At 69.3% G+C, this 21926-nt stretch carries 20 protein-coding genes; 13 read left to right on the top strand and 7 right to left on the bottom strand.

Annotation, left to right across the window (positions count from 1 at the left end; all coding sequences use genetic code 11):
* Window positions 1–60 precede the first annotated feature (60 nt).
* Both E0H75_RS28705 and E0H75_RS28700 read left to right on the top strand, forming a co-directional pair.
* Window positions 61–2157, top strand: a complete 2097-nt coding sequence (locus E0H75_RS28705; RefSeq protein ID WP_131516796.1) for a spermine/spermidine synthase domain-containing protein — start codon at window positions 61–63, stop codon at window positions 2155–2157.
* Window positions 2158–2216: 59 nt separating this feature from the next.
* Entirely contained in the window at window positions 2217–2840 is a 624-nt protein-coding gene (locus E0H75_RS28700) for a class I SAM-dependent methyltransferase (RefSeq protein ID WP_131516795.1), read from the top strand.
* Here the strand turns inward: E0H75_RS28700 and E0H75_RS28695 are convergent.
* Window positions 2830–3579 (bottom strand): phosphocholine cytidylyltransferase family protein, encoded by a 750-nt coding sequence (locus E0H75_RS28695; RefSeq protein WP_131516794.1) that lies wholly within the window; start codon window positions 3577–3579, stop codon window positions 2830–2832. The two genes, E0H75_RS28700 and E0H75_RS28695, sit on opposite strands and share 11 nt — an antisense overlap.
* A 66-nt stretch (window positions 3580–3645) precedes the next feature.
* Here E0H75_RS28695 and galE point away from each other — a divergent pair, with 66 nt between their 5' ends.
* The 4 genes from galE to E0H75_RS28675 all read left to right on the top strand — a co-directional run bounded on the left by galE (window position 3646) and on the right by E0H75_RS28675 (window position 8746).
* Entirely contained in the window at window positions 3646–4602 is a 957-nt protein-coding gene (galE, locus tag E0H75_RS28690) for a UDP-glucose 4-epimerase GalE (protein ID WP_131516793.1), read from the top strand.
* Window positions 4603–4628: 26 nt separating this feature from the next.
* Entirely contained in the window at window positions 4629–4958 is a 330-nt protein-coding gene (locus E0H75_RS28685) for a hypothetical protein (protein ID WP_131516792.1), read from the top strand.
* A 100-nt stretch (window positions 4959–5058) separates the two neighbouring features.
* Window positions 5059–5478 carry a Crp/Fnr family transcriptional regulator gene (locus tag E0H75_RS28680; RefSeq protein ID WP_131516791.1) on the top strand — a complete coding sequence of 140 codons (420 nt, stop codon included), beginning with the start codon at window positions 5059–5061 and terminating at the stop codon, window positions 5476–5478.
* Window positions 5479–5524: 46 nt separating this feature from the next.
* Complete coding sequence (locus E0H75_RS28675) at window positions 5525–8746, top strand: AAA family ATPase (protein ID WP_131516790.1); 3222 nt, start codon at window positions 5525–5527, stop codon at window positions 8744–8746.
* Here the strand turns inward: E0H75_RS28675 and E0H75_RS28670 are convergent.
* Both E0H75_RS28670 and E0H75_RS28665 read right to left on the bottom strand, forming a co-directional pair.
* A complete protein-coding gene (locus E0H75_RS28670; protein ID WP_131516789.1) occupies window positions 8724–9509 on the bottom strand; it encodes an SDR family NAD(P)-dependent oxidoreductase in 786 nt (261 codons plus the stop codon). The two genes, E0H75_RS28675 and E0H75_RS28670, sit on opposite strands and share 23 nt — an antisense overlap.
* Window positions 9509–10189 carry a TIGR03089 family protein gene (locus tag E0H75_RS28665; RefSeq protein WP_131516788.1) on the bottom strand — a complete coding sequence of 227 codons (681 nt, stop codon included), beginning with the start codon at window positions 10187–10189 and terminating at the stop codon, window positions 9509–9511. Before E0H75_RS28665 ends, E0H75_RS28670 begins: the two co-directional genes overlap by 1 nt.
* 66 nt (window positions 10190–10255) lie before the next feature.
* Between E0H75_RS28665 and tatA the strand changes: the two genes are divergently transcribed.
* The gene (tatA, locus tag E0H75_RS28660) at window positions 10256–10495 is read left to right on the top strand and encodes a twin-arginine translocase TatA/TatE family subunit (protein ID WP_131516787.1); all 240 of its coding nucleotides are present in this window, start codon (window positions 10256–10258) and stop codon (window positions 10493–10495) included.
* On the opposite strand, the gene E0H75_RS28655 is transcribed toward tatA, so the two are convergent.
* Window positions 10436–11350, bottom strand: a complete 915-nt coding sequence (locus E0H75_RS28655; RefSeq protein ID WP_131516786.1) for a LysR family transcriptional regulator — start codon at window positions 11348–11350, stop codon at window positions 10436–10438. The two genes, tatA and E0H75_RS28655, sit on opposite strands and share 60 nt — an antisense overlap.
* A gap of 70 nt (window positions 11351–11420) precedes the next feature.
* Between E0H75_RS28655 and E0H75_RS28650 the strand changes: the two genes are divergently transcribed.
* The 5 genes from E0H75_RS28650 to E0H75_RS28630 all read left to right on the top strand — a co-directional run bounded on the left by E0H75_RS28650 (window position 11421) and on the right by E0H75_RS28630 (window position 16991).
* On the top strand, window positions 11421–12254 hold the full coding sequence (locus E0H75_RS28650; protein WP_131516785.1) for an SDR family NAD(P)-dependent oxidoreductase: 834 nt from the start codon (window positions 11421–11423) through the stop codon (window positions 12252–12254).
* A 63-nt stretch (window positions 12255–12317) separates the two neighbouring features.
* Entirely contained in the window at window positions 12318–13655 is a 1338-nt protein-coding gene (locus tag E0H75_RS28645; RefSeq protein ID WP_131516784.1) for a hemolysin family protein, read from the top strand.
* Window positions 13652–14737: a hemolysin family protein gene (locus E0H75_RS28640; RefSeq protein WP_131516783.1), complete on the top strand. Its 1086-nt coding sequence runs from the start codon at window positions 13652–13654 to the stop codon at window positions 14735–14737. Before E0H75_RS28645 ends, E0H75_RS28640 begins: the two co-directional genes overlap by 4 nt.
* Window positions 14738–14819: 82 nt before the next feature.
* Window positions 14820–15884, top strand: a complete 1065-nt coding sequence (locus E0H75_RS28635) for an NAD(+)/NADH kinase (RefSeq protein ID WP_131516782.1) — start codon at window positions 14820–14822, stop codon at window positions 15882–15884.
* 9 nt (window positions 15885–15893) lie between these two features.
* Window positions 15894–16991 (top strand): mannose-1-phosphate guanylyltransferase, encoded by a 1098-nt coding sequence (locus E0H75_RS28630; RefSeq protein ID WP_131516781.1) that lies wholly within the window; start codon window positions 15894–15896, stop codon window positions 16989–16991.
* A 532-nt stretch (window positions 16992–17523) separates the two neighbouring features.
* Here E0H75_RS28630 and E0H75_RS28625 read toward each other — a convergent pair.
* From E0H75_RS28625 to cofD, 3 genes are all read right to left on the bottom strand, one after another.
* Window positions 17524–18201, bottom strand: coding sequence for a DUF3105 domain-containing protein (locus E0H75_RS28625; RefSeq protein ID WP_238163332.1), 678 nt, complete (start codon window positions 18199–18201; stop codon window positions 17524–17526).
* 125 nt (window positions 18202–18326) lie between these two features.
* Entirely contained in the window at window positions 18327–19301 is a 975-nt protein-coding gene (locus tag E0H75_RS28620) for a coenzyme F420-0:L-glutamate ligase (protein ID WP_131516779.1), read from the bottom strand.
* Entirely contained in the window at window positions 19298–20275 is a 978-nt protein-coding gene (gene cofD, locus E0H75_RS28615; RefSeq protein ID WP_131516778.1) for a 2-phospho-L-lactate transferase, read from the bottom strand. The genes E0H75_RS28620 and cofD overlap by 4 nt, the downstream gene beginning before the upstream one ends.
* 115 nt (window positions 20276–20390) lie before the next feature.
* On the opposite strand from cofD, the gene E0H75_RS28610 reads away from it, so the two are divergent.
* Window positions 20391–21653 carry a hypothetical protein gene (locus tag E0H75_RS28610; RefSeq protein ID WP_131516777.1) on the top strand — a complete coding sequence of 421 codons (1263 nt, stop codon included), beginning with the start codon at window positions 20391–20393 and terminating at the stop codon, window positions 21651–21653.
* Window positions 21654–21926 lie beyond the last annotated feature (273 nt).

Genomic DNA, 21926 nt, shown 5'->3' with positions numbered 1-21926 from the left:
GCCGCGGGCTGAGCGTGCGGGGTGACGTAGACCACTTGCGATCAGGTAACGTCGCCCCGCATGGCAGTCGACTCCTCCACCGACCACGTCAGTACGACAAACTGGCCGAGCCCGTTCGGGGTCCGGACCCGGCTGGTCGCGTCCAGCGCGCTGATGCTCTTCACCGAGCTCGCGCTGATCCGCTGGACCGGCTCGAACGTGGTGCATCTGAGCTACTTCTCGAACTTCGTGCTGCTCGGCTCGTTCCTCGGCATCGGGATCGGCATCCTGCGGTCCAGCCGGGCCAAACGGCTGCCGTACTACTCGCCGGTGATGCTCGGCCTGCTGGTCCTCGTGATCGCCTGGAAGCCGGTCACGGTCGACCGCGGTACGTCGTCCAGCGTCATCTACTTCACCAGCCTGAACACCACCGGCCCGCCGGTCTGGGTGATCCTGCCGATCATCTTCGTCGCCGCCGCGGTCGTGCTCGCCGGTCCGGCCGAGCTCGTGGGCCGCTGCTTCGCCGAGTTGCCGCGACTGACGGCGTACCGCTACGACCTGATCGGCAGTCTGGTCGGGATCGCGGCGTTCACCGGGCTCTCGTTCCTCGGCGCACCGCCGATCTGGTGGGGCGCGATCGTCACGGTGATGTTCGCCGCGCTGATGATCCCGCGGCCACGGTCCGCCGCTCCGACCGGCCGCGGTCTGGTCGCGGCCGGGTTGAGTGGAGCGCTGGTGCTCGCGCCGTTGCTCGTCATGGTCGGGGTGCTGTTCCACGAGTCGACACGGCCGGAGAACAGTTGGTCGCCGTACTACAAGGTGCAGACGAAGGCGTTCACCTGGCAGAACGTGCCGCTGCTGACGATCACGGTGAACGGCGTACCGCACCAGCAGGCGATCCCGGCCGACGCGCGGTTGCAGTGGGAGCCGCAGTACGGGCTGCCGTACGAGCGGGCGAACGTCGGCAAGACGCCGAAGAACGTGCTGATCATCGGCGCCGGGTCCGGCTCGGACGTCGCGATCGCGCTGAAGAAGGGCGCGACGCACGTGGACGCGGTCGAGATCGACCCGCGGATCCGCGACCTCGGCAAGGCACTGCACCCGGACCGGCCGTACCAGGACCCGCGGGTGACGTCGCACATCGACGACGGGCGGGCGTTCCTGTCCCGGACCGACAAGAAGTACGACCTGATCCTGCTGGCGCTGCCGGACTCGCTGACGCTGGTGAACGGCGCGAGTTCGCTGCGGCTGGAGAGCTACCTGTTCACCCAGCAGGCGTTCGAGTCCGCGCGTGACCACCTGAACCCGGGTGGCGCGTTCGCGATGTACAACTACTACCGCGAGACCTGGCTGATCGACCGGCTCGCCTCTACCGCGCAGTCGGCGTTCGGGCACAAGCCCTGTGTGGACAAGGTCGGTGACGACCTGCAGCAGGCGGTGGTGACGGTCGGGCTGACCGAGGCCGATCAGACCTGCAGCGGTGAGTGGGGCGGGCCTAGCGCGATCACGCCGCCGCCCGCGACCGACAACCGGCCGTTCCTCTACCTGTTCACCGACCGCATCCCGTCGCTCTACCTGATCACGCTCGGCCTGGTCCTGGTCGCCGGTCTGATCGGTGTCGGGATCGCCGGCGGCGGATCGTCGTACCGGCGGATGCGTCCGTACACCGACCTGTTCCTGCTGGGTGCCGGCTTCATGTTGCTGGAGACCAAGAGCATCACGGGCTTCGCGTTGCTGTTCGGTACGACGTGGGTGGTCAACGCGATCGTGTTCGCCGGCGTACTGGTCGCCGTACTGGCCGCCGTCGAAGTCACCAGACGGTTCAAGACACCACCGGTGAAGGTGATGTACGTCGTCCTGTTCGGTGGGCTGTTGCTGGCGTGGCTGTTCCCGGACGAGTGGCTGCTGTCGATGCCGGTGGGCTTGCGCGCTGTGGTCGCCGTGGTGATCGCGTTCCTGCCGATCTTCGCCGCGAACGTGATCTTCGCCAAGCGCTTCACCGACACCGCGGACGGCACCGCGTCGTTCGGTGCCAACCTGCTGGGCGCGATGCTCGGTGGCTGTCTCGAGTACGCCGCGCTGATCATCGGCTTCGACGGCCTGCTGATCATCGCCGCGCTGCTCTACCTCGGCGCCTTCCTGCTCCGCCCGAAAACCCCTGCGGTGGTGCGAAGCTAGCTGCTAGGTTCAGATGTCTGGGTCGTCCGGACCTCCTCGAACTGACGGAGGTCAAGGCGATGAGCGAACTTGCGGACTACTACCGGGACCGCGCGGCGGAGTACGACGCGGTCTATGACAAGCCGGAGCGGCAGCAGGACCTGGCAACCCTGAAGGAACTGCTGCCGCCGCTGGTCGCCGGCAAGCGAGTCCTCGAGATCGCCGCCGGCACCGGCTATTGGACCCAGGTGCTGGCCGAATCGGCGCAGTCCATCGTGGCGACGGACCTGAACGACGAGACACTCGCGATCGCACGGTCCCGGTCGTACTCCTCCGAGGTCAGCTTCCAGGTTGCCGATGCGTTCCGGCTGGACGAGATCGCCGGTGAGTACGACGTGGTGTTCACCGGGTTCTTCTGGTCGCATGTACTGCGCCAGGACACGGCTCGGTTCGCGCAGTCGCTCGTGCAGCGCGCGGAGCGAGTGGTGCTGGTCGACAACAAGTATGTGGCTGGCAGCAACTACCCGATCAGCCGGACGACTGCCGACGGCGACACGTACCAGACCCGTCAGTTGACGGATGGGCGTACGTACGACGTACTGAAGAACTTCCCGACCACGGAGCAGTTCAGGGCCGACATGGCACCGGCCGACGTCACCTGGACCGACCTGACCTACTTCTGGCTGGCGACCGTTACCGGGTAGTCGGCCGGCGCTGGACGATTGCACGGGCTCGGGCGAGGTCGGCGTGGTTGTCGATCTCGACCCAGTCGGTGCGCCCGACGGAGACCGTGTCGATGCGGAACCCTTGGTCGATCAGGAGTTGGTACGCGTCCTCGTAGTAGAGGTGGGGATCGCGCTGCCAGGTCTGCTCGAGGGCGCTGGTGAGGTCTGCGGCGGCCGCGGGCTCGATCAGCGTGAGGCCGATGTATTCACCGGTGGCGGTCGCCGGATCCAACTGCTTGGTGATGCGTTCGACGCCGGTGGCGTCTGAGCAGATGACCTTCATCTCCTCATCGGCCAAGGGTTTCTCGGTGTCCAGGGCAAGGATGATCCGGCGGTCGTCTTCCCGGGCGTCGAGGAGGGCCTGCTGGACCGAGGCCGGGTGGACGGTGTCGCCGTTGGCCAGCAGCACGCCGTACCGCAGGTGATCGCGGGCGCACCACAGTGAGTAGGCGTTGTTCCAGATCTCGCCTTTGTCGTTGTGGACGAGTTCGAGACGGACGCCGTACTGCGTCTCGAAGTCCTTCACCCGCGCCTCGACGGTGCCGGCGGCGTACCCGACGACGATCGCGATCTCGGTGATGCCGACCGCCGCGTAGTTGGCCAGCGTCAGGTCCAGCACGGTGACGCCGGGCACGATCGGAACGAGTGCCTTGGGCAACTTGTCCGTCAGCGGCCGGAGGCGGCGACCGGCCCCGGCGGCGAGGACTAGTCCGATCATGGCTCATGGTACGGGTTCGGCCCGTCCGGTGGGGATGCGTCGCTGCGTGGTGGCAGGATCAGGGACATGACGTGGCTCGTGACTGGTGGTGCTGGGTACATCGGGGCGCATGTGGTGCGTGCGTTCCGCGCAGACGGGATCGACGTGGTCGTGATCGACGACCTGTCCAGCGGGAAGGCGGAGTTCGTCCCGGACGGCGTTCCGTTCGTGCAGGCGAACCTGCTCGACGGTGGGGCGGTGCGCCGGGCGCTGGAGGGGGTCAGTGGAGTCGTCCACTTGGCCGGGTTCAAGTACGCCGGGGTGTCGGTGGACCGGCCGCTGCACACCTACACGCAGAACGTGACCGGGATGGTGTCGCTGCTGGAAGCGATGGCGGACAAGGACATCCGCAACATCGTGTTCTCGTCCAGCGCCGGGGTCTACGGTACCCCGAAGGACGAGGTGGTGACCGAGCAGACCCCGCCGGACCCGCAGAGCCCGTACGGCGAATCGAAGCTGGTCGGCGAGTGGCTGCTCCGGGACCAGGCACGCGCGGTGGACCTGCATCACACGTCGCTGCGCTACTTCAACGTGGTCGGATCCGGCGACCCGGCGGTGTACGACGCGAGTCCGTACAACCTGTTCCCGATCGTGTGTGACCTGCTGTCGCAGGGGAAGATCCCGCAGATCTACGGCACGGACCACCCGACGCCGGACGGTACGTCGGTCAAGGACTACGTGCACGTGGCCGACCTGGCCCGCGCTCACGTGGCCGCCGCCCGGGCGCTGGATGCGAGCAAGACTCTAGAGCCCGTCTACAACTTGGGCAGCGGCACCGGCACCTCGGTGCGCGAGATCATGGACGCCGCCCGCCGGGTCACGGGTATCGACTTCACCCCCGCCGAAGGCCCGCGCCGGCCCGGTGACCCCTCCCGCGTCGTCGCCAGCGGCGACCTGGCGACCCGGGATCTCGGCTGGCAGAACACCCACACCGTCGACCAGATGTTCGCCACCGCCTGGGAGGCCTGGCCGAACAAGCCCTGACCCCGCCGGGTCGGCACACTGCATTTATGGCCCCAGACCCCGCCACCGATGCCGCCGAGGCGTGTTCGTGTGGGCGGGGTGTCCGTCAGCCATGGCGGACCCGGGACGCGTTGTGGAGTCCGGCGTCCTTCATCGGAGGACTGGTCTGGCTGGCGCTGGGCGCCGGGTCGGTCGTCGGCGGATGGACTGTCTTCGGTGTGAGCTTGCTCGGGGTGCTGGCCGTGTTCGTGGTCGGAGCGCTGGTGCTGCAGGCGGCCCGTGGGCACCGCGGGAGGTGTCTGCTCACGCGGGGATCGTGGTTCGGGCTGGCGGCTCCGGGACTTCCGCTGCGGGTCACGTTCTGGTTCTCGTTCTGAGCCGGACCGAAAACATGGTCGCCGATCCTGTCCGGCGGTAGCCTGTGGCGCAGTTCACAGTGCCACCCGCCCCGCGGGTGCCGAGGGAGGAACCCGAACCATGAGTCACGAAAGCCTGCCGCAGTTCCTGGCGAAGATCGATCTCTTCCAAGGGCTGTCCCAGGACACGCTGTCCGATCTGATCGCGCGCGGTACGACGCTGACGATCCCAGCCGGTCAGCACGCGGTCGACCAGGGCGCGAACGACGCCGGCCTGCAGGTGGTGCTGGAGGGATCCGCGGAGGTCACGGTGAACGGCGCCGACAGGACGCCGCTCGGACCGGGCGACTACTTCGGCGAGATCTCCCTCGTCGACGGCCTGCCGCGCTCCGCGACGGTGGTGGCCGGACCGGACGGTCTGACCACGTTCGCGCTGTCGTCGCTCGCCTTCGCCCCGGTGGTCAAGGAGAACCCCCACGTCGCGCAAGCCCTGCTGAAAGCGCTGACCGCCCGGATTCGTTCGCTCGAGGCCAAGAACTGATTCAAGCGGCCCGCGCGAACGGCGGGAGGGCCTGGAGGACGTGGACGTGATCGCACCGGTCGAGGAGCGCAAGGTCGTCACGGTGCTGTTCTGCGACCTCGTCGGCTTCACCACCGCGTCGGAGTCCGCCGACCCGGAGGACGTCCGCCGCTGGCTCGCGCCGTACCACTCGACCTTGCGAGACACGGTCGAGCAGTACGGCGGGACGGTCGAGAAGTTCGCCGGCGACGCGATCCTGGCCGTCTTCGGGGCGCCGCGCTCGCGGGAGGACGACGCCGAGCGGGCGGTCCGGGCCGGTCTCGCGATCCTCGATGCGGTCGCGGCGCTGCCGTCCGGGCCGCTGGAGGTCCGGATCGGCATCGAGACCGGTGAGGCGCTGGTCCAGTTGAGCGCGCGCCCCGAGCTCGGCGAGCCGTTCGTCACCGGCATGGTGGTCAACCTGGCGGCCCGGCTGCAGTCGTCGGCACCGATCGGCGCCGTCGTGGTCGGCTCCGGCACGCATGCGGCGACCGACCGGGTGTTCGGCTACGAACAGCTGGAACCCGTTGCTGCCAAGGGGATCAGCCACGACGTCCACCGCTGGCAGGCCGGCCCACCGCGGGCCCGCTTCGGCGCGGACGTGATCCGCGATCTCAGTACGCCGATGGTCGGCCGCGAACGCGACCTGACCTTGTTGCGGACCGCGTTCGACAAGGCGGTGGCCGAGCGGCTGCCGCAGTTCGTCACACTGCTCGGCGAACCGGGCATCGGCAAGTCCCGCTTGGTCGCCGAGCTCGGCGCCTGGCTGGATCGCCACGACGAGCTCGTCACCTGGCGCGAGGGCCGGTGCGTGCCGTACGGCGAGACGCCGTTCTGGCCGATCGCGGAGATCGTCAAGGTCCAGGCCGGGATCCTCGACACCGACGGTCCGGCCGAGGCCGCGGCCAAGCTGGACGCGATCCTGCCCGACGACGGCGATCGCGCCTGGCTGCGGGCTCGCGTCGGCCCGCTGGTCGGCGCCGTGTCCGGCGTACCGGCAGGGGCCGGGACGCAGGAGGAATCGTTCGCGGCCTGGCGGCAACTGCTGGAGTCGTTCGCCGAGCAGTCGCCCGCGGTGCTGGTGTTCGAGGACCTGCACTGGGCTTCCGACGCGCTGCTCGCCTTCATCGACCACCTGGCCGAGTGGATGACCGACCTCCCGCTGCTGGTCGTCGTCACCGCCCGCCCTGAGTTGCTCGAGCGCGGCCCACGCTGGACCCGCGCGGTGCAGAACTCGCTCACGATCGGACTGTCGCCGTTGAGCGAAGCCGAGACCGGACAGCTGATGGACCGGATGTTCGCCGGCCAGGACGTCCCGACTGAGACGCGCGGGCGGCTGGTACGACGGGCCGACGGCAACCCCTTGTACGCCGAGGAACTCGCACGGATCGTGACCGATTGCGGCGTCGACCAGGCCACGTCCGGTGAGCTTCCCGCTGGGATCGCGGCCATCATCGCTGCCCGCCTCGACACGCTCGACCCCGAGCGCAAGGCCCTGCTCGCGGACGCCGCCGTGGTCGGCCGAGTCTTCTGGGCCGAGGCCGTCGCCGCACTATCCGGCCGAGACCCGGCGTACGTCGTCCAGGCGCTGCAGGAGCTGGTCCGCAAGGAGCTCGTGCGCCCGGTCCGGCGGTCGTCGATGCTGGGGCAGCACGAGTACGTCTTCTGGCACGCTCTCACCCGGGACGTGGCCTACAGCCAGGTGCCGCGGGCTATCCGGGCCGACCGGCACCTGGCCGCGGCCGACTGGCTGGACCTGCGCTGTGCCGCCTGCCAAGCCGAGACCCCGAGTCTCATCGCCCACCACCTCACCACTGCCCTCGACCTGGCTGCCGCAGCCGGCGACACGGAGGCGGTCGCCGCGATCACCCCACGGGCTCGTCGTAACCAATGCAAGGCCGCCGAGCTCGCGATGAACCTCGACGCCGGCCAGGCGCTGACCCTGCTGGATCGCGCATTGAGCCTGACGCCGCAGGACGATCCGGATCGGCCCGAGGTGCTGGCCCGGTGGGGCTGGGCAGCCTTCCTGGCCGGGCGGCTCGACGATGCGCGGACCGCGTATCGCGAGGCAGTGACCGGTTTCGAGGCCGCCGGCGACATCCCCGGGCTGGCGAGAACGCTGCGCTCGTCGACGTACGCGATGAGCAGCATGGCCGAGAGCCTGGCGACGATCGACCGGGTGGTCACGATGCTGACGGAGCTCGGACCGAGCGAGGATCTGGCCGGTGCACTCGCAGGCCAGGCGAGCATCCTGCTGGTGGCGAGCCGCCGTACCGAGGCGATCGTGTCCGCCGACCGCGCGCTGCGGATGGCCGCCGAGCAGGGGTACGCCGTACCGCACCGGGCGCTGGAGTCTCGCGGGCTGGCGCGGGTCGGCGAGGGCGACACCGGCGGACTGGTCGACATCAAGGACGCACTGGCTGCGCTGATCGAGCTCGGGCAGGGCCGGGACGCGGCCGTGACGTGGTTGAACTACGGCTTCGTCGTGTGGCAGATCGAGGGGCCCGTGGTCGCGTTGGCGACGCTGGCCGAAGCGCGTGAGTTCTCGGCTCGTCGGCGGTTGCTCGAGCTGGAGCAGCAGCTCAGCTGCACCGTTCTGCAGTTGATGATCGAGACTGGCCGCCCGGCCGAGGTCGCGACGTTGTGCCGGGCACAGCTCGATCATCCGGGTCCGGCGTTCATCATGCTGCGGCGGATCGAAGTGCTCGCCGCGCTGGCGGCCGCAGAGCTCGAGCTCGGCATCGGCACGGCCCGGGACCATGCCGAGGATGCGTACCGGCTGGCCGTCGAGGCGGGCTGGCCCGACTTCGTGACCATCGCAGCGGCACCGACGGCGGCGGCTCGGGCTCGCGAGGGCGACCGGGACGGCGTTCGCGAGATCCTTCAGCGGTTGCGCTCGCTGTCCGAGCTACCCGGCAGCCATGAGTTCGCCGCGCGGGTCCCAAGTCTGGTCCGCTCAGCGCTGGCCGTGGGGGAGACCCAGGCTGGTGCCGCGCTGGCAGACCTGCTCGTGCCGCTGCTGCCGATGCGCGAGTACTCGGCGACCACAGCGCAGTCGCTGCTGGACGAGCAGCGTGGCGATCAGGCGGCCGCGGCGAACGGATTCGCCCGCGCGGCCGCGGATTGGGGTGCCTTCGGCAACCAGCTCGAGCAGGCCCATGCGCTCCGCGGCCTGCACCGCACCACCGGCGATCCGGCGGCCCTGGCGCAGGCCGAGGAGCTGTTCACTACGATGGGTACTCCTTCTTGAAGCGTCCTGACGGCGTGAGGTCGAAGGCGCCGGGGCCGGTCAGTACGCCGCCTTCCACGGGCAGTGTCTGCCCGGTGATCCAGGAGGCGTCGTCGGAGGCGAGGAAGGCGACGGCGGCCGCGATGTCCTCGGGTTCGCCGACCCGGCCGAGCGGGTACAGCTTCGCGAACTCTGCCAGCGTGTCCGGCTGCTTGTCCCAGTTCGGCGTCCGAATGGTGCCTGGGGCAACCACATTGAAGCGGACGCCCATCCGGCCGTACCTGGCCGCGTAGTTCACCGTCAGCGCGATCTGGCCGGCCTTGGCCGCGGCGTACTCGATGTTCCCGAACGCCGCCAGCCCGTTGACCGAGCTGATCGTCACCACGTTGCCGCGCGTCTTCACCAGGTGCGGCAGCGCCGCCTGGATACACCGGGACGCGCCGACCAGCGTGAGGTCGAGTTGCTGGTGGAACTCCTCCGCGGTCGCGTCCTCCGGCACCGAAGTGACGATGCAGCCGCCGGCGTTGTTCACCAGAACGTCCAGCCGCCCGAACCGCTCGACAGCGGCCGCGACCGCCGCGTCCACGTCCTCGCGACTCGTCACATCCGCCCGCAGTCCCAGCGCCCGCCGGCCGAGCTCCTCCGCGACCTGGCCGACCTTCTCCTCCTGGAGATCGGTCACCACCACGGCCCCGCCCTCGTCGGCGATCCGCCGCGCCACCGCGGCGCCGATCCCTTGCGCGCCCGCCGTGACCAGCGCAACCCGCCCCTCGAACCGCTGCATCAGTCCTCCACCACTCGATCCACCTTCTCGTCCTGAATTCGGCGGTCCAGCTTCGCCGGGTCCAGGTTGCGACAGAGGACGATCGAACCACCTCCGGAGATGACTCCGACCAGTAGTCCCACTCCTTGGCGGGACGCCAGGTCGCGGGTGACCAGGATCCGGTCGGCGACGGGCTCCGCCGTACCGATCAGGTCGTCGTGGGTGAGTTCGTCGTACGCCGGGGACGCGGGCGACGGCGGGTCGAACGGGACGAACACGTCCGGGTGGTTGTAGACCTCGGCGCCGTAGTCGTGGACCCCGGCCGGCAGCGGTTCGCGGTACCTTCCGCCGAGCGGCAGGAGCGCGGACGCGATGGTCTCCCGCTCGCCGCGGATCGCGACGTCCGGGCCGGTGATCGCGAGAGTGCCGGTGCCGGTGGTCAGCGAGGCACCGACCGACCAGGTGGACAGCGCCCAGACGACGCCGAGCCAGTGCGGCGGCAGGCCGATCGCAACCGTCGCGCCGGACTCCAGGTCGTACTCGTCGACGAGCAGGTTGGCGGTCTTGGCCACCCAGTTCGCGGTGGTGACGGCACTCAACTCGATCCGCTCACCGGTCGAGTCGTCGTAGTAGGTGAGGAACGGGGCGCCGCCGTCCCGGCGTACCGCGGCCGCGAACAGCTCGGGCAGAACTCGTGACATATGGCCCACCCTACGGTTCGGGCGGCGACGTAGCGTGGAGGGGGATTCCCGGAAAGAAGGCTTGTCATGGTGCCATACCTGGCGCTGCCCGAAGGCGGCGAGTGGATCGTCATCCTGGTCATCGTGGTTCTGCTGTTCGGCGCGAAGAAGCTGCCCGAGCTGACCAAGAACGCCGCCCGCGCGATGAACGAGTTCAAGAAGGTCCAGAACGGCGAGGACGACGAGAAACCGGCGGTCGAGCCGTCGTCAGCCGAGGGCGGGAACCGCGGCGCGGAGGGCGTCCGCGAGGAGCGCGGCGGGTCCTGACGGCCGGCCCGGGAGCCGGGCCAGGATCGTACGGCGCAACTCCTCGGGGCCACCCCGGACGGTGAGCACCCGGACACCGGGCGGCACAGCCGAGGCCATCGACGCGGAGATCGTGGTCAGTCCGGCGCCGGCCGCGACCAGGTGGAGTTTGGCGAGCCAGTCGCGGACGGTGTGCGCGACCTGAGGTCGCTCGTCCAGCCCTGGCCACACGCCCATCAACAACTCCTCGCCGGAGGCGGGTGCGGCGATCCAACGCTGACCTCGCAGCTCGGCGACGTCCACGGTGTCCTGGGCCGCCAGTGGATGACTGGCCGGGACAGCGAGGCGCAGGCTGCGCTCGGCCAGCGTCTCGAGCTCGAGGGCAGGCGACTCCGAGTCCGGTGGCCGGAAGGGTGGAGCTGAGGCGATCAGTGCCAGATCGATGCTCCCGGCCCGGAGCGCGCGGACGAGCGCGGGCGTCGAGCCTTCCCGGGTGGTGACGGCGATCGAGGGATGGGACCGGCGGAGCGCACTGATTGCCTGTGGCAGGACAACGGCGCCGGCGCTCGGGAACCAGCCCAGCCGGACAGTCCCACCGGCGGCCGGGAGGCCGGCGAGCTCGCGAGCGGTCGCGTCGACCTGGTCGAGTACGCCGGCGGCGTTGCGCAGGACGATCTGTCCGGCCGCGGTCAGCCGGACGCCCTCGCGGCGGCGTTCGAGCAGAGGTGCACCGGCGGCCCGTTCGAGCGAGGCGATCTGTCGCGACACGGCCGACTGGGTGTAGCCGAGTGCGATCGCGGCAGACGTGAACGTGCCGCGCTCGGCAACCTCGCGGAACACCCGGAGCACGACCAGGGAGACGTCGGAGAAATCCATGACGTTTACGCATACTAGCTGTGCCGAAGTCTCGTTAGCGTCATGGCTGGTTCGAACCTACGTTGGCTCCATGACAACCGAACGCATCGCACTCGTCACCGGCGCCAACCAAGGCATCGGCTACGCCCTCGTCGAATCTCTCGCCGCCCGGATGAACCCCAACGACCTGGTGTTGCTCACCGGCCGTGACCCCCAGCGGGTCGGGGACGCTGTCGCTCACATCAACGGGGTGGCCCGGGTGGAGGGGCGGGTGCTGGATGTGACGGACGGGGAGGCGGTGCGGAAGTTGGCCGAGGAGTTGGGTGGGGTGGACATCGTCGTGTCGAACGCGGTGGGGCCGTTGGTGCCGGAGCGGGGGCAGGCGGAGCAGGCGGATGTGTTCATCGATGTGGCGAACCGCGGAGCGCAGGACGTGCTGCGGGCGTTCGCGCCGGTGTTGCGGCCCGGTGGGCGGCTGATCGTGGTGGCCAGTTCGCTGGGGACGCTCGATCATCTGCCCGAGCGGCTGTGGCCGCGGTTCGACGGCGTGACGCTCGACGAGGTGGAGCAGGCCGTCGAGGACTGGCGCGCCGCGATCCACGACGGCACGGCGGCCGCGAAGGACTGGCCGGAGTGGATCAACTTCCCGTCGAAGGTCGCTCAGGTCGCCGCCGTGCGGGCCGTCGCCGCGGAACGTCGTACTCAGGACCTCGCCGACGGCACGGTGATCGCGTCGGTCTGTCCGGGACTCGTCGACACCCGCGCATCGCGCCCGTGGTTCGACGACTTCAGCCAGGCCAAGTCGCCGGCCGACGCGGTGCTGCCGATCGTCGACCTGCTCCTGTCCGACCAGGTAGACCCGTCCTGGTACGGCGAACTGATCCAGGACGGCAAGGTCCTGCCCTGGAAGCCGTCCACCCTGTGACCAGCGGCGTACTGCACGACCCCTGCGCTCCTCCAAGGCCCGGAGTTCTCGTAGCCTCTGTACATGTTGATCCTGGCCGGCCTGGCTCTGATCCTGGTGCTGACCGTTGCCACTGGCTACTTCGTCTCGCAGGAGTTCGCGTACGTCGCGGTGGACCGCAGCCGGCTGCGGTCGCTGGCCGAGGGTGGTGACGCGGCTGCCGCACGCGCACTGAAGGTGACGAGCCGGCTCTCGTTCGTGTTGTCCGGCGCCCAGGTCGGGATCACCATCACCGCGCTGCTGGCCGGGTACTTCGCCGAGCCGTACCTGGGTGAAGGCCTGTCGCACGTGCTCGGTTCGGCCGGCGTACCGGAGTCGGTCAGCCTGTCCATCTCGGTGATCCTGGCGTTGCTGGTGGCAACGATCATCCAGATGGTGCTCGGTGAACTGGCGCCGAAGAACCTGGCGATCGCGAAATCGGAGGCGATCGCGCTGCGGCTGGCCCGGTCCACGCTGATGTACCTGACCGTCGCCGGACCACTCATCCATGTGTTCGACGCGACGTCGAACCGGATCCTGCGCCGGGTCGGCATCGAACCGGTCGAGGAGCTGCCGCAGGGTGCGACCGCGCAGGAGCTCGACCGGATCATCGTCGAGTCGTACGAGCAGGGACTGCTGGACCAGGACACCATGCGGCTGCTCGACCGCGGCCTCGACTTCCGCCACCGGACCGCCGACGCGGCGATGCGCCCCCGGGTCGATGTGATCACGGTGCATCAGGACGACCCGCTGACCCGGATCGTCGAGCTGCAGGAGACCGGCCACAGCCGGTTCCCGGTGATCGCCGATACGGTCGACGAGGTGGTCGGGGTGATCGCGGTCGGCGATGTCGTCGAGGTCGAGCCGGCGGACCGGTCGTGGGTCACCGCGGGTTCGCTCGCGACACCGGCGGTCGTCGTACCGTCCACGCTGCCGCTGCCCGCCGTACTGGAACGGTTGCGGACCGCGCACCGGCAGCTGGCCATTGTGGTGGACGAGTACGGCGGTTTCGCCGGGATCGTGTCGCTGGAGGACATCGCCGAGGAACTGGTCGGCGAGATCCGGGACGAGGACGACCTGCCGGAGACCGGACTGGTCCAGGGCGGCGACGGTTCGTGGGTCGTGCCCGCGCGATGGCGGCTGGACGAGGTCGAAGAGGCCACCGGCGTCGCGCTTCCCGAGAACGACGACTACGAGACTGTGTCCGGTCTGGTGATGGCGCGGCTCGGCCGGGTCCCGGTCATCGGTGACCAGGTGGCGGTGGAGCTGCGCCGGCGGTTCGACCACGACGGGCGGCCGGTGCCGCAGGAGTTCGTCCGGCTGTCGGTCCAGACCGTCGTACGGCATGTGCCTGGTCTCGTCGTGATGGCGCGGTTGCCGTGAGTACGCCGCTCGCTCTGCTCATCTCGGCCGTGTTGCTGGCCCTGAACGGCTTCTTCGTCTCCGCGGAGTTCGCTCTGGTCGCGTCGAAGCGGCATCGCCTCGAGCAGGCTGCGGCGTCCGGCAGCCGTTCGGCGCGGGCCGCGATCGCAGGGGTGAGCGAGTTGTCGCTGATGCTTGCGGGTGCGCAGCTCGGCATCACGCTGTGCACCTTGGGACTCGGCTCGTTGAGTGAACCCGCGGTCGCGAATCTGCTGCACCCGCTGTTCGAGCTGATGCACATCCCCGAAGGTGTCGGTCACGTGATCGCGCTGATCATCGCGGTCAGCGGCATCGGCTTGCTGCACGTGTTGCTTGGCGAGATGGCCCCGAAGTCCTGGGCGATCAGCAACCCGGAGCGCTCGGCTTTGCTGCTGGCGCTTCCGTTCCGCGGCTTCACGTACGTCTTCCGGCCGCTCCTCCTGGTGCTCAACTGGATCGCCAACGTGTGTGTGCGCCTGGTCGGAGTGACGCCGCAGAACGAACTGGCCAGCGCCCACGGCCCCGATGAACTCCGGCTGCTGATCGAGTCGTCCCGCGAACACGGCACTCTCGAAGATCCCGAGCACGATCTGCTCACCGCGATGCTCGCGCTGCAGAACACCACCGTTGCCCAGGTGATGACCCCGATCTCCCAGCTCGTCACCGTCCCGGCCGAGGCGTCGGCGCGCGAGGTCGAGCTCACCAGCCGCCGCGAGGGCCGCTCCCGCCTGGCGGTCGTCAGCCCGGGTACGACGATCTGCGGCATCGTCCACGTCCGCGACGCGGCGCGCGCGACCACGGCCGGCGGTACGACGCTGCACGCGTCCGAGCTGATGACGGAGCCGCTGCGGCTGCCCGCCGAGACCCCGGTCGCCACGGCGATCCGGGTCATGCGCGATCAGCGGTCCCAGTTGGCCGTCGTACAGGGAGCGGAGCATCCACTCGGCGTGGTGGCGTTGGAGGATCTGCTCGAGGAGGTGATCGGGGAGTTCGACGACGAGACCGACCCGATCGTCAGTGCCGCGGCGGAGTCGAGGGGCAAAAATGTTGCTGACGGCAACTGAGCGGTGGCGGGAGGCCGCCGTTCCGGGCCGGGTGCGCCGGGGCGGCTACCGTTGAGGCAGTAACCGTCCGGAGGAGGATGTCGTGCCTGTGCGCCGGCTTGGACTTGTTGTTCACGAGGGGCGTCCGCTGGCGGTGCGGACAGCCGCGACGGTGCGCGCCTGGGCGGACCGGCACGGCATCGGTTGCACCGACATCGACGTCTGGAAATCGCATGAGGAACGGCGTGGCGGCATGGACGAGCTGCACCACGCCGGGGACCCGGACCTGGTCGTCACGCTCGGCGGTGACGGCACATTCCTGCGCGGGGCCAGGATCGCCGCGAAGAACAACGCGTCGGTGCTCGGCGTCGACCTCGGCAAGGTCGGCTTCCTGACCGAAGTGGCCTGCAGCGACGTCGAAACCGCGTTGGAGGCCGTGCACCACGGCGGCGCGACGATCGAGGAGCGGATGACGCTGACCATGCGGGCGTCCCGTCCGCTGGAGATTCCGAGCGGGATCGAGTCGCTGCTGCGCTACGGGCACGGCCCCTCGTTGCCACCGCCGGCCGTGCGCCCGGAATCCACCGAGGGCGACGGTTGGGGTGTCGCACTCGACGTCACTGCGCTGAACGACGTCGTACTGGAGAAGCTTGCGCGGGACCACCAGGTGGCTCTGGGGGTGTACCTGGCGGGCCGGCTGCTTGCGTCGTACTCGGCCGATGCTGTGATCGTGGCGACGCCGACCGGGTCGACGGCGTACAGCTTCGCTGCCGGTGGGCCGATCCTGTCGCCGAACATGGAAGCGGTCGTGTTCACTCCGGTCGCACCCCACATGACGTTCAATCGAACGGTTGTCGCAGCACCCGACGAGCCGGTCGCGGTCCGGGTGCTGCCGCACTCCGGGCAGGCCGCCGTCAGCATCGACGGGCAGTTGCGCGGTGTCCTCGATCCGGGGGACTGGATCGGCGTCTACGGTTCGCCGCGACGGCTGCGACTGGTCCGGCTGGGACCGACCGACTTCTACGGCCGGCTGCGCGACCGCTTCCGCCTCACCGATGCGCCCGCGACCGCGCTCGATGGCCAATCGGAGACCTTCTGGCGGACGACGTCGCCGGTGCCGCCGGATCTGGCGCACCTACGGCTGCCACCACCCGTCGACGCCGGGTAGGGTCTCCCAATGCGAAACGTGGTGATCCTGGCCGGCGGCGCGGGGACGCGGCTGTGGCCGATGACGAGGGACGACAGGCCGAAGCAGGTGCTGCCGTTGGCGGCCGGGGAGTCCTTGCTGCGGGTGGCGTACAACCGGCTGCGTGGGCTGGTCGAGCCCGAGCACATCTACGTGTGCACGGTCGGGGCGTACGGCGATGTGGTCCGCAAGGAGTTGCCGGAGCTGGGTGAGCACAACATCATCGGTGAGCCGGCCCGCCGCGACACCGCGAACGCGGTCGCACTCGCCTCCGCGGTGGTGGCCCGCAACGATCCCGATGCCGTGGTGGCCTTCGTCGGATCCGATCACCTGATCAGCCCGGAGGACGAGTTCCGCGCCGCGATCGTGAGCGGCTTCGAGGTGGTCGAGCAGCGGCCGCGGTCGCTGGTCACGTTCGGGATCGAGCCGACGCATCCGCACACCGGCCTCGGTTACATCGAGCGGGGTACGCCGATCGACGGCACCAAGGCGTACGTCGTCGAACGGTTCCGGGAGAAGCCGGACCGGGCGACCGCGGAGGAGTACCTGGCCACCGGGCGGTTCTGGTGGAACTCCGGGATGTTCGTCTGGCGGGCCGAGACGGTGCTCAGCGTTTTCGACGCACTGCTGCCCGAGTCCGCGACGAACCTGCGTCAGGTCGCGTCGGTCTGGGACACCCCGGAGCGGGAGGAGACGCTGGCCGGGATCTACCCGAACCTGCGCAAGATCAGCGTCGACTACGCGGTGATGGAGCCGGCCTCGCAGGGCAAGGTCGACGCCGACGTGGTCGTCGTACCGATGCCGGTGCACTGGCTCGACGTCGGCTCCTGGGCCGCCCTGGCCGGCACGTACGACGCCGATGCCTGCGGCAACCGTACGGACGGCACCACCCTCAGCTGCCTGCTCGACTCACACGACAACATCATCGTCACCGACGACCCCGACCACCTGATCGCCGCGGTAGGCCTCCGCGCCCACATCATCGTCCACACGCAAGACGTCACGATGGTCTGCCCGCTGGCCGACGGCGAACGAGTCAAAGACCTGGTAGCCCAAGTCCAATCCGACCACGCCGACAAATACCTGTAGTCCGCACAGCCCCCGCCGACCACTGCCTCCGCCAGCTGCTGTTCCCCGCCCGCCTTCGCCCCGCCCGCCTTCGCCCCGCCCGCCGTGAACAGCCTGCGGTGGCCGTGCACAGTCCAGGACCTGTTCTCGGCAGCAGAACCTTGTCATCCCCCACGAAGGCAAGCAGGCCGACCGGGCGCCACGGGATCCCCGTCGCTCAGCAGTCGTTGATGTGCAGGTCGACAGGTAGTGCGCCGGCGATACGCCGTACGCGCAGGCGCTTCAGGCTCACGCGCACGTCGGCCAACCGGACACCTCCTGTCCACCTGCACACCTTCCCACCCAGCGCCTCCGGCACTCGCTCACATCGCCGGAGAGCCGGCCCAAAGAACAGCCGCCGCCGAAGGTGGTGTCCTTCGGCGGCGGAAGCACATTTGAGGGGATAACCCCTCGCGTTGCCGGTTGTCCTCCCAATATCCGAGCGTACAACCGTGCGTTTGAAGGGTTATCCGCTCAAATGCGCGGGGGTGTGGGTGTGGGGTGGCGGGAAGGGTCAGCCGCCGTTGGGCTCTTGGGCGTCGGAGGCGGGGTACTTGGTCAGGAACTGCTGGAGGGACTCGCCGCTGACGGAGCCGCAGAACTGGCGGTGGCCGAAGGACTTGTTGTCGGACTGCGGGGCGCTCCAGTGCGCGAAGGCGACCGTCTTGCCGTCCGGCCAGGGCTTGCCGTCGGACTCCTTGAACGGCGCCGCGATGAACTTGCCCATCGAACCGTCCGGCAGTTTCGCCTTGGAGATCTTCTCGATCTCGTCGATCTGGTCCTTCGGCAACGTGTCGCGGTACCACATCAGCGTGTAGCCGTGCTCGAGGTTGTGCACCAGGTTCTCCACCGGCGGACGGTCGTCGACGGTGTAGAACTTCTTCCCGAACGGCGCCCAGACCGCGTAGTGCGGGCCGGACGACGGCGGGGAGACCGGGTAGGCGATCTTCTCGCCGTCCGGGCGGTGGTCCTGGGTGCCGCCACCCTCGTCGTTGGTGACCGCGTCGCAGGAGGCGGCCGAGGCGGCCACGCCGAACTCGGTGATGGCCTGGTTCTTGGTCCGGGAGTCCTGGATCAGCCGGATCGCCGGCCAGGCGATGAGGGCCAGGCCGAAGGCGATCGACACGATCACGATGAGCATGGTCCGGCGCTTGTCCTGGCGCGCCTGGTCCCGCTGCATCTTCTCGATCATTTCGCGGCGCGACTGCTTCTGCGACGACGCTTTACCCACAGTGTTGGTCTTCCCGGATCGGGGCGGCCACCGCGCCGCCGTGCGGATGCAGTGTACGCAGCGACCCTGAGAGGTTGCCTAGAAAACTACCTCGGTCGTGAGCCGAACGTGACCGTCGCCTCACTGCCCGGCCCGGTCCGCACGGAGACGCCGTACCCCTCCGCGTGCAACAGCACCGCGAGCCGCTCCGCGATCACCCCGACCGCGACGGGTTCGTCGCCGAACACCGTGACAGCGTTGTCAAGCACCTCGAGGTGAACGTCCTCGACCTCGTCCAGCAATCCGTCCCACAGTGCCGGGGCCACCTCGCGCGGCCCAGCAGGCGCAACCCGGTCCAGTACGGCGGCCCGCGCCGCTTCCCGAGTCCCCAGGCTGAACATGTCCGACGCGGCATCCCGCACCAGCGCCCGCGCGCCCGGTCCGTGCTCGCCAACGGGCAGTACGACGTCGCCCAGCCCACGCAGTACGGCGACCGGTACGCCGTCCGCCTTGCCCTTGACCAGCTCGCTGGCACTGGCGATCTCGTCGGCCAGGGCCGGCTCCGTCACCGCGAGCACGTTGCCGTGGCTGTCCGTCGTACCGCGAAGATCTTCCACCACGCGCACACCGGCGGCACCGATGGCCAGATCGGTCTGGCCGTTGCGCCATGGGCGTCCGAGGGTGTCTGTGACGACGATGCCGACGTTCACGTCGTACTGCTGCTTCAGGGCCTCACGCAACTGCCGGGCCGACGCGTCCGGGTCGATCGGGAGCAGCAGGACCGTGCCGGGCGCGGTGTTGGACGTGTCAGTGCCCGCGGCGGCCATCACCAGGCCGTGGCGGGTCTGCACGATGCGGGTCTCGCCACGCTGGGCCACCACTCGCACGAGCTCGGCGTCGATCGCGTCCTGCCGGGTGCCGTGAGTCAGCCGCCCCTCCGCCTTGCTGACGATCTTGGAGGTGACGGAAACCACGTCACCGTCGCGCAGGTCCGCCCCCTGGCCGATCAGCTCCGCCAGGTCGTCTCCGGCCGCCACCTCGGGCAGACCGGTCACCGGGAAGACTTCCAGGTGCTTCCTCATCGCCGTACGGCCTCCGCGAGGTTCAGTGCCGCGTCAGCCATCGCGGCGGTTTTTGTCTCGTCCGTCATCCACAACGGCACCGCCTGCACGTGAATTCCGGCTCCCGCGATCGAATCCTGCTGAGCGTAGTCCGACAGGTCGATCAGCCACCCGTCCAGTACGCCGCCCGACGCGCGCGAACCGTAGTACCGCGCGACCGCCGAGGCAGTGGAGGCCACACCGACGGCGGCCAGCACCTTGTCGGCCATGCCGCGGACCGGACCGCTCCCGATGATCGGCGAGAGGCCGATGACCGGAGCGGACGTCTCCCGGACCGCGTCGCGGATGCCGGGGACACCGAGGATGGTGCCGACCGAGACCACCGGGTTCGACGGCGGCACGATCAGTACGTCGCAGTCGGCGATGGCCTCGAGCACACCGGGCGCGGGCTTCGCCTTCTCCTGGCCGACCGCGATGATCTGGTGCGCGGTGATCTCGGCGTGGTGGCGGACCCAGTACTCCTGGAAGTGGATCGCCTTGCGCCGGCCGGGGTTGTCCGGGTCGTCGACGACCACGTGAGTCTCGACCCGGTCGTCGCTCATCGGCAGCAGCCTGACCGGCAGCTTCCAACGTTGGCATAGGGCTTCGGTGACCGCGGTCAGGCCGTACCCGGCGTCGAGCATCTGGGTCCGGACCAGGTGGGTCGCTACGTCCCGGTCGCCGAGACCGAACCAGGTCGGCTCCACGCCGTACGCGGCCAACTCCTCCTTGATCACCCAGGTCTCGTCCTCGCGGCCCCAGCCGCGCTCGGCCGAGATGCCGCCACCGAGGGTGTACATCACCGTGTCGAGGTCCGGGCAGACCCGCAGCCCGAACAGGGTGATGTCGTCCGCGGTGTTCCCCACCACGGTGATCTCGGCATCCGGGCGAGCCTTGAGCAGCCCGCGCAGGAAGGTGGAACCGCCGACGCCACCGGCCAGCACTGTCAATCGCATGGGAAGAGTCTGCACGAGTCGTCAATGCATCGGACCACCGCACGACTATGCTGCGGTGGGTCCGAACATCCGCACAGCTCAGTTGTACGGCCCCCAACATTCCCGAGGAGCCCTCGTGGTCACCGACGCAACCAAGAAGCTCAGAGAGCCGGTCGCGTACATCCTGCTCGCATTCGCCGGTCTGATCGTGCTGGCATCGCTGATCCGGCTGTTCGTCGGCGGCGCCGGATTCACCGCGGCCGCCGGCGGAGTGCAGAGCATTCTCACCCCGCCGTCCTTCGGCGCAGTGCTGCTCCTGCTGGCGCTGACCGCTGCGGTCTGGCTGGTGAACGAGGCAGGTGAACGGACAGCGAATGCCCGGACCGTGACCCTGGTCGCGCTCGTCATCACCGGTGTGGCCCTGCTGATCGGCCTGATCACGGCCTTCGCGGGCTTCGCCGAGACCAGCACGGCCGGTCTGAAGATCGTCGGCTTCGTCTACGCTCTCGCCGGCCTCGCTCTGTACGGCGCTGTCGGCCTCTATGTCATGAAGACCTTCCAGGCGCTGCCGGTGCCGGTGCGTGCACCGAAGCCGGGGCAGTTCGCCCAGCAGCAGGGTGGCCAGTACCCGCAGCAGCAGTTCGGCCAGCAGCAGGCGCAGTACGGTCAGCAGGCGGGCTACGGCCAGCAGCAGGGCCAGCAGGGCCAGTACGGCTACGACCAGGGCCAGGCCCAGGGTCAGGGCCAGTACGGCGGTTATGGCGCGGCGGCCGGTGCTGGTGCGGTCGGTGGCTACGCGGCGGCGCAGGGCGACCAGCAGTGGCCGCAGGAGCAGAGCTGGAACCAGGGCGAGCAGCAGCAGAACTGGTCCGCCGGCGAAGCCGAGGCGCAGCAGGCCGGCCAGCAGCCGGCCGAGCAGGCCTGGCCCGCCGCCGAGGCCCAGGGTGCCGAGCCGACCCAGGCGTGGAGCTCCGAAGGCCAGCAGCAGTGGGGCGGCCAGGACCAGGGTCAGCAGTGGCCGCAGGAGCAGCAGCAATGGGGCGGCGCCGACGCCGGTCAGCAGCAGTGGTCCGGCCAGGACTACAGCCAGCAGGCCCAGCCGGCCGCCGACGAGTACAGCCAGCAGGCACAGCCGGAGTGGCCGGCCCCGCAGGAGCAGAGCCAGCACGAGCCGGCGCAGCCGGAAGCACAGCAGTCCTGGCAGCCGGGTGAGCAGTCCTGGCAGGCCGAAGAGGCACCGGCCGCCGAGCCGGCGCCCAGCGCGGAGCCGGAGCAGCCGCAGGCGACCGAGGCCGCTGCCGACGAAACCCGCGTGGATCCGCGGGTTTCCGAGTCCGACAAGGACGATCAGGGCCAGCAGGGCCAGGGTCAGCAGGGCTGGTGGTCCCAGCCGTCCTGAGCTGGTGGTCGCAGCGGGGCTGAAACGCCTTGCTGACAAGGCAGCAAGCCCTTACCGAGCCGGTGGCGAAAATTCTTCACCCCGGTTCGCGCAGTAGCACACGAAGACGAGAGGCCTGTGTAGACAGGCCTCTCGTTCTTTTGCAGCCGTGTTGCGGATGATGCCAATAGCAGACCACGGCTTGACTTTCGTGGATTGCAGGAATGTAATTTCAACCGTGTCGTTCGTTGGACACTCGGTATCGGGGACCGTTGCAGAGCGCAGGACGGACGA

Source organism: Kribbella capetownensis (assembly GCF_004331485.1).
Taxonomy (GTDB): Bacteria; Actinomycetota; Actinomycetes; order Propionibacteriales; family Kribbellaceae; genus Kribbella; species Kribbella capetownensis.
This window is presented reverse-complemented; position numbering and strand designations above follow the sequence as displayed.

Coding starts and splice junctions, on each gene's coding strand:
- E0H75_RS28655 (WP_131516786.1), bottom strand. CDS start 11,350: ATGGATTTCTCCGACGTCTCCCTGGTCGTGCTCCGGGTGTTCCGCGAG.
- E0H75_RS28685 (WP_131516792.1), top strand. CDS start 4,629: ATGGCCCCAGACCCCGCCACCGATGCCGCCGAGGCGTGTTCGTGTGGG.
- E0H75_RS28700 (WP_131516795.1), top strand. CDS start 2,217: ATGAGCGAACTTGCGGACTACTACCGGGACCGCGCGGCGGAGTACGAC.
- E0H75_RS28670 (WP_131516789.1), bottom strand. CDS start 9,509: ATGCAGCGGTTCGAGGGGCGGGTTGCGCTGGTCACGGCGGGCGCGCAA.
- E0H75_RS28705 (WP_131516796.1), top strand. CDS start 61: ATGGCAGTCGACTCCTCCACCGACCACGTCAGTACGACAAACTGGCCG.
- E0H75_RS28665 (WP_131516788.1), bottom strand. CDS start 10,189: ATGTCACGAGTTCTGCCCGAGCTGTTCGCGGCCGCGGTACGCCGGGAC.
- E0H75_RS28650 (WP_131516785.1), top strand. CDS start 11,421: ATGACAACCGAACGCATCGCACTCGTCACCGGCGCCAACCAAGGCATC.
- cofD (WP_131516778.1), bottom strand. CDS start 20,275: ATGCGATTGACAGTGCTGGCCGGTGGCGTCGGCGGTTCCACCTTCCTG.
- galE (WP_131516793.1), top strand. CDS start 3,646: ATGACGTGGCTCGTGACTGGTGGTGCTGGGTACATCGGGGCGCATGTG.
- E0H75_RS28630 (WP_131516781.1), top strand. CDS start 15,894: ATGCGAAACGTGGTGATCCTGGCCGGCGGCGCGGGGACGCGGCTGTGG.
- E0H75_RS28645 (WP_131516784.1), top strand. CDS start 12,318: ATGTTGATCCTGGCCGGCCTGGCTCTGATCCTGGTGCTGACCGTTGCC.
- E0H75_RS28680 (WP_131516791.1), top strand. CDS start 5,059: ATGAGTCACGAAAGCCTGCCGCAGTTCCTGGCGAAGATCGATCTCTTC.
- tatA (WP_131516787.1), top strand. CDS start 10,256: ATGGTGCCATACCTGGCGCTGCCCGAAGGCGGCGAGTGGATCGTCATC.
- E0H75_RS28695 (WP_131516794.1), bottom strand. CDS start 3,579: ATGATCGGACTAGTCCTCGCCGCCGGGGCCGGTCGCCGCCTCCGGCCG.
- E0H75_RS28625 (WP_238163332.1), bottom strand. CDS start 18,201: ATGATCGAGAAGATGCAGCGGGACCAGGCGCGCCAGGACAAGCGCCGG.
- E0H75_RS28620 (WP_131516779.1), bottom strand. CDS start 19,301: ATGAGGAAGCACCTGGAAGTCTTCCCGGTGACCGGTCTGCCCGAGGTG.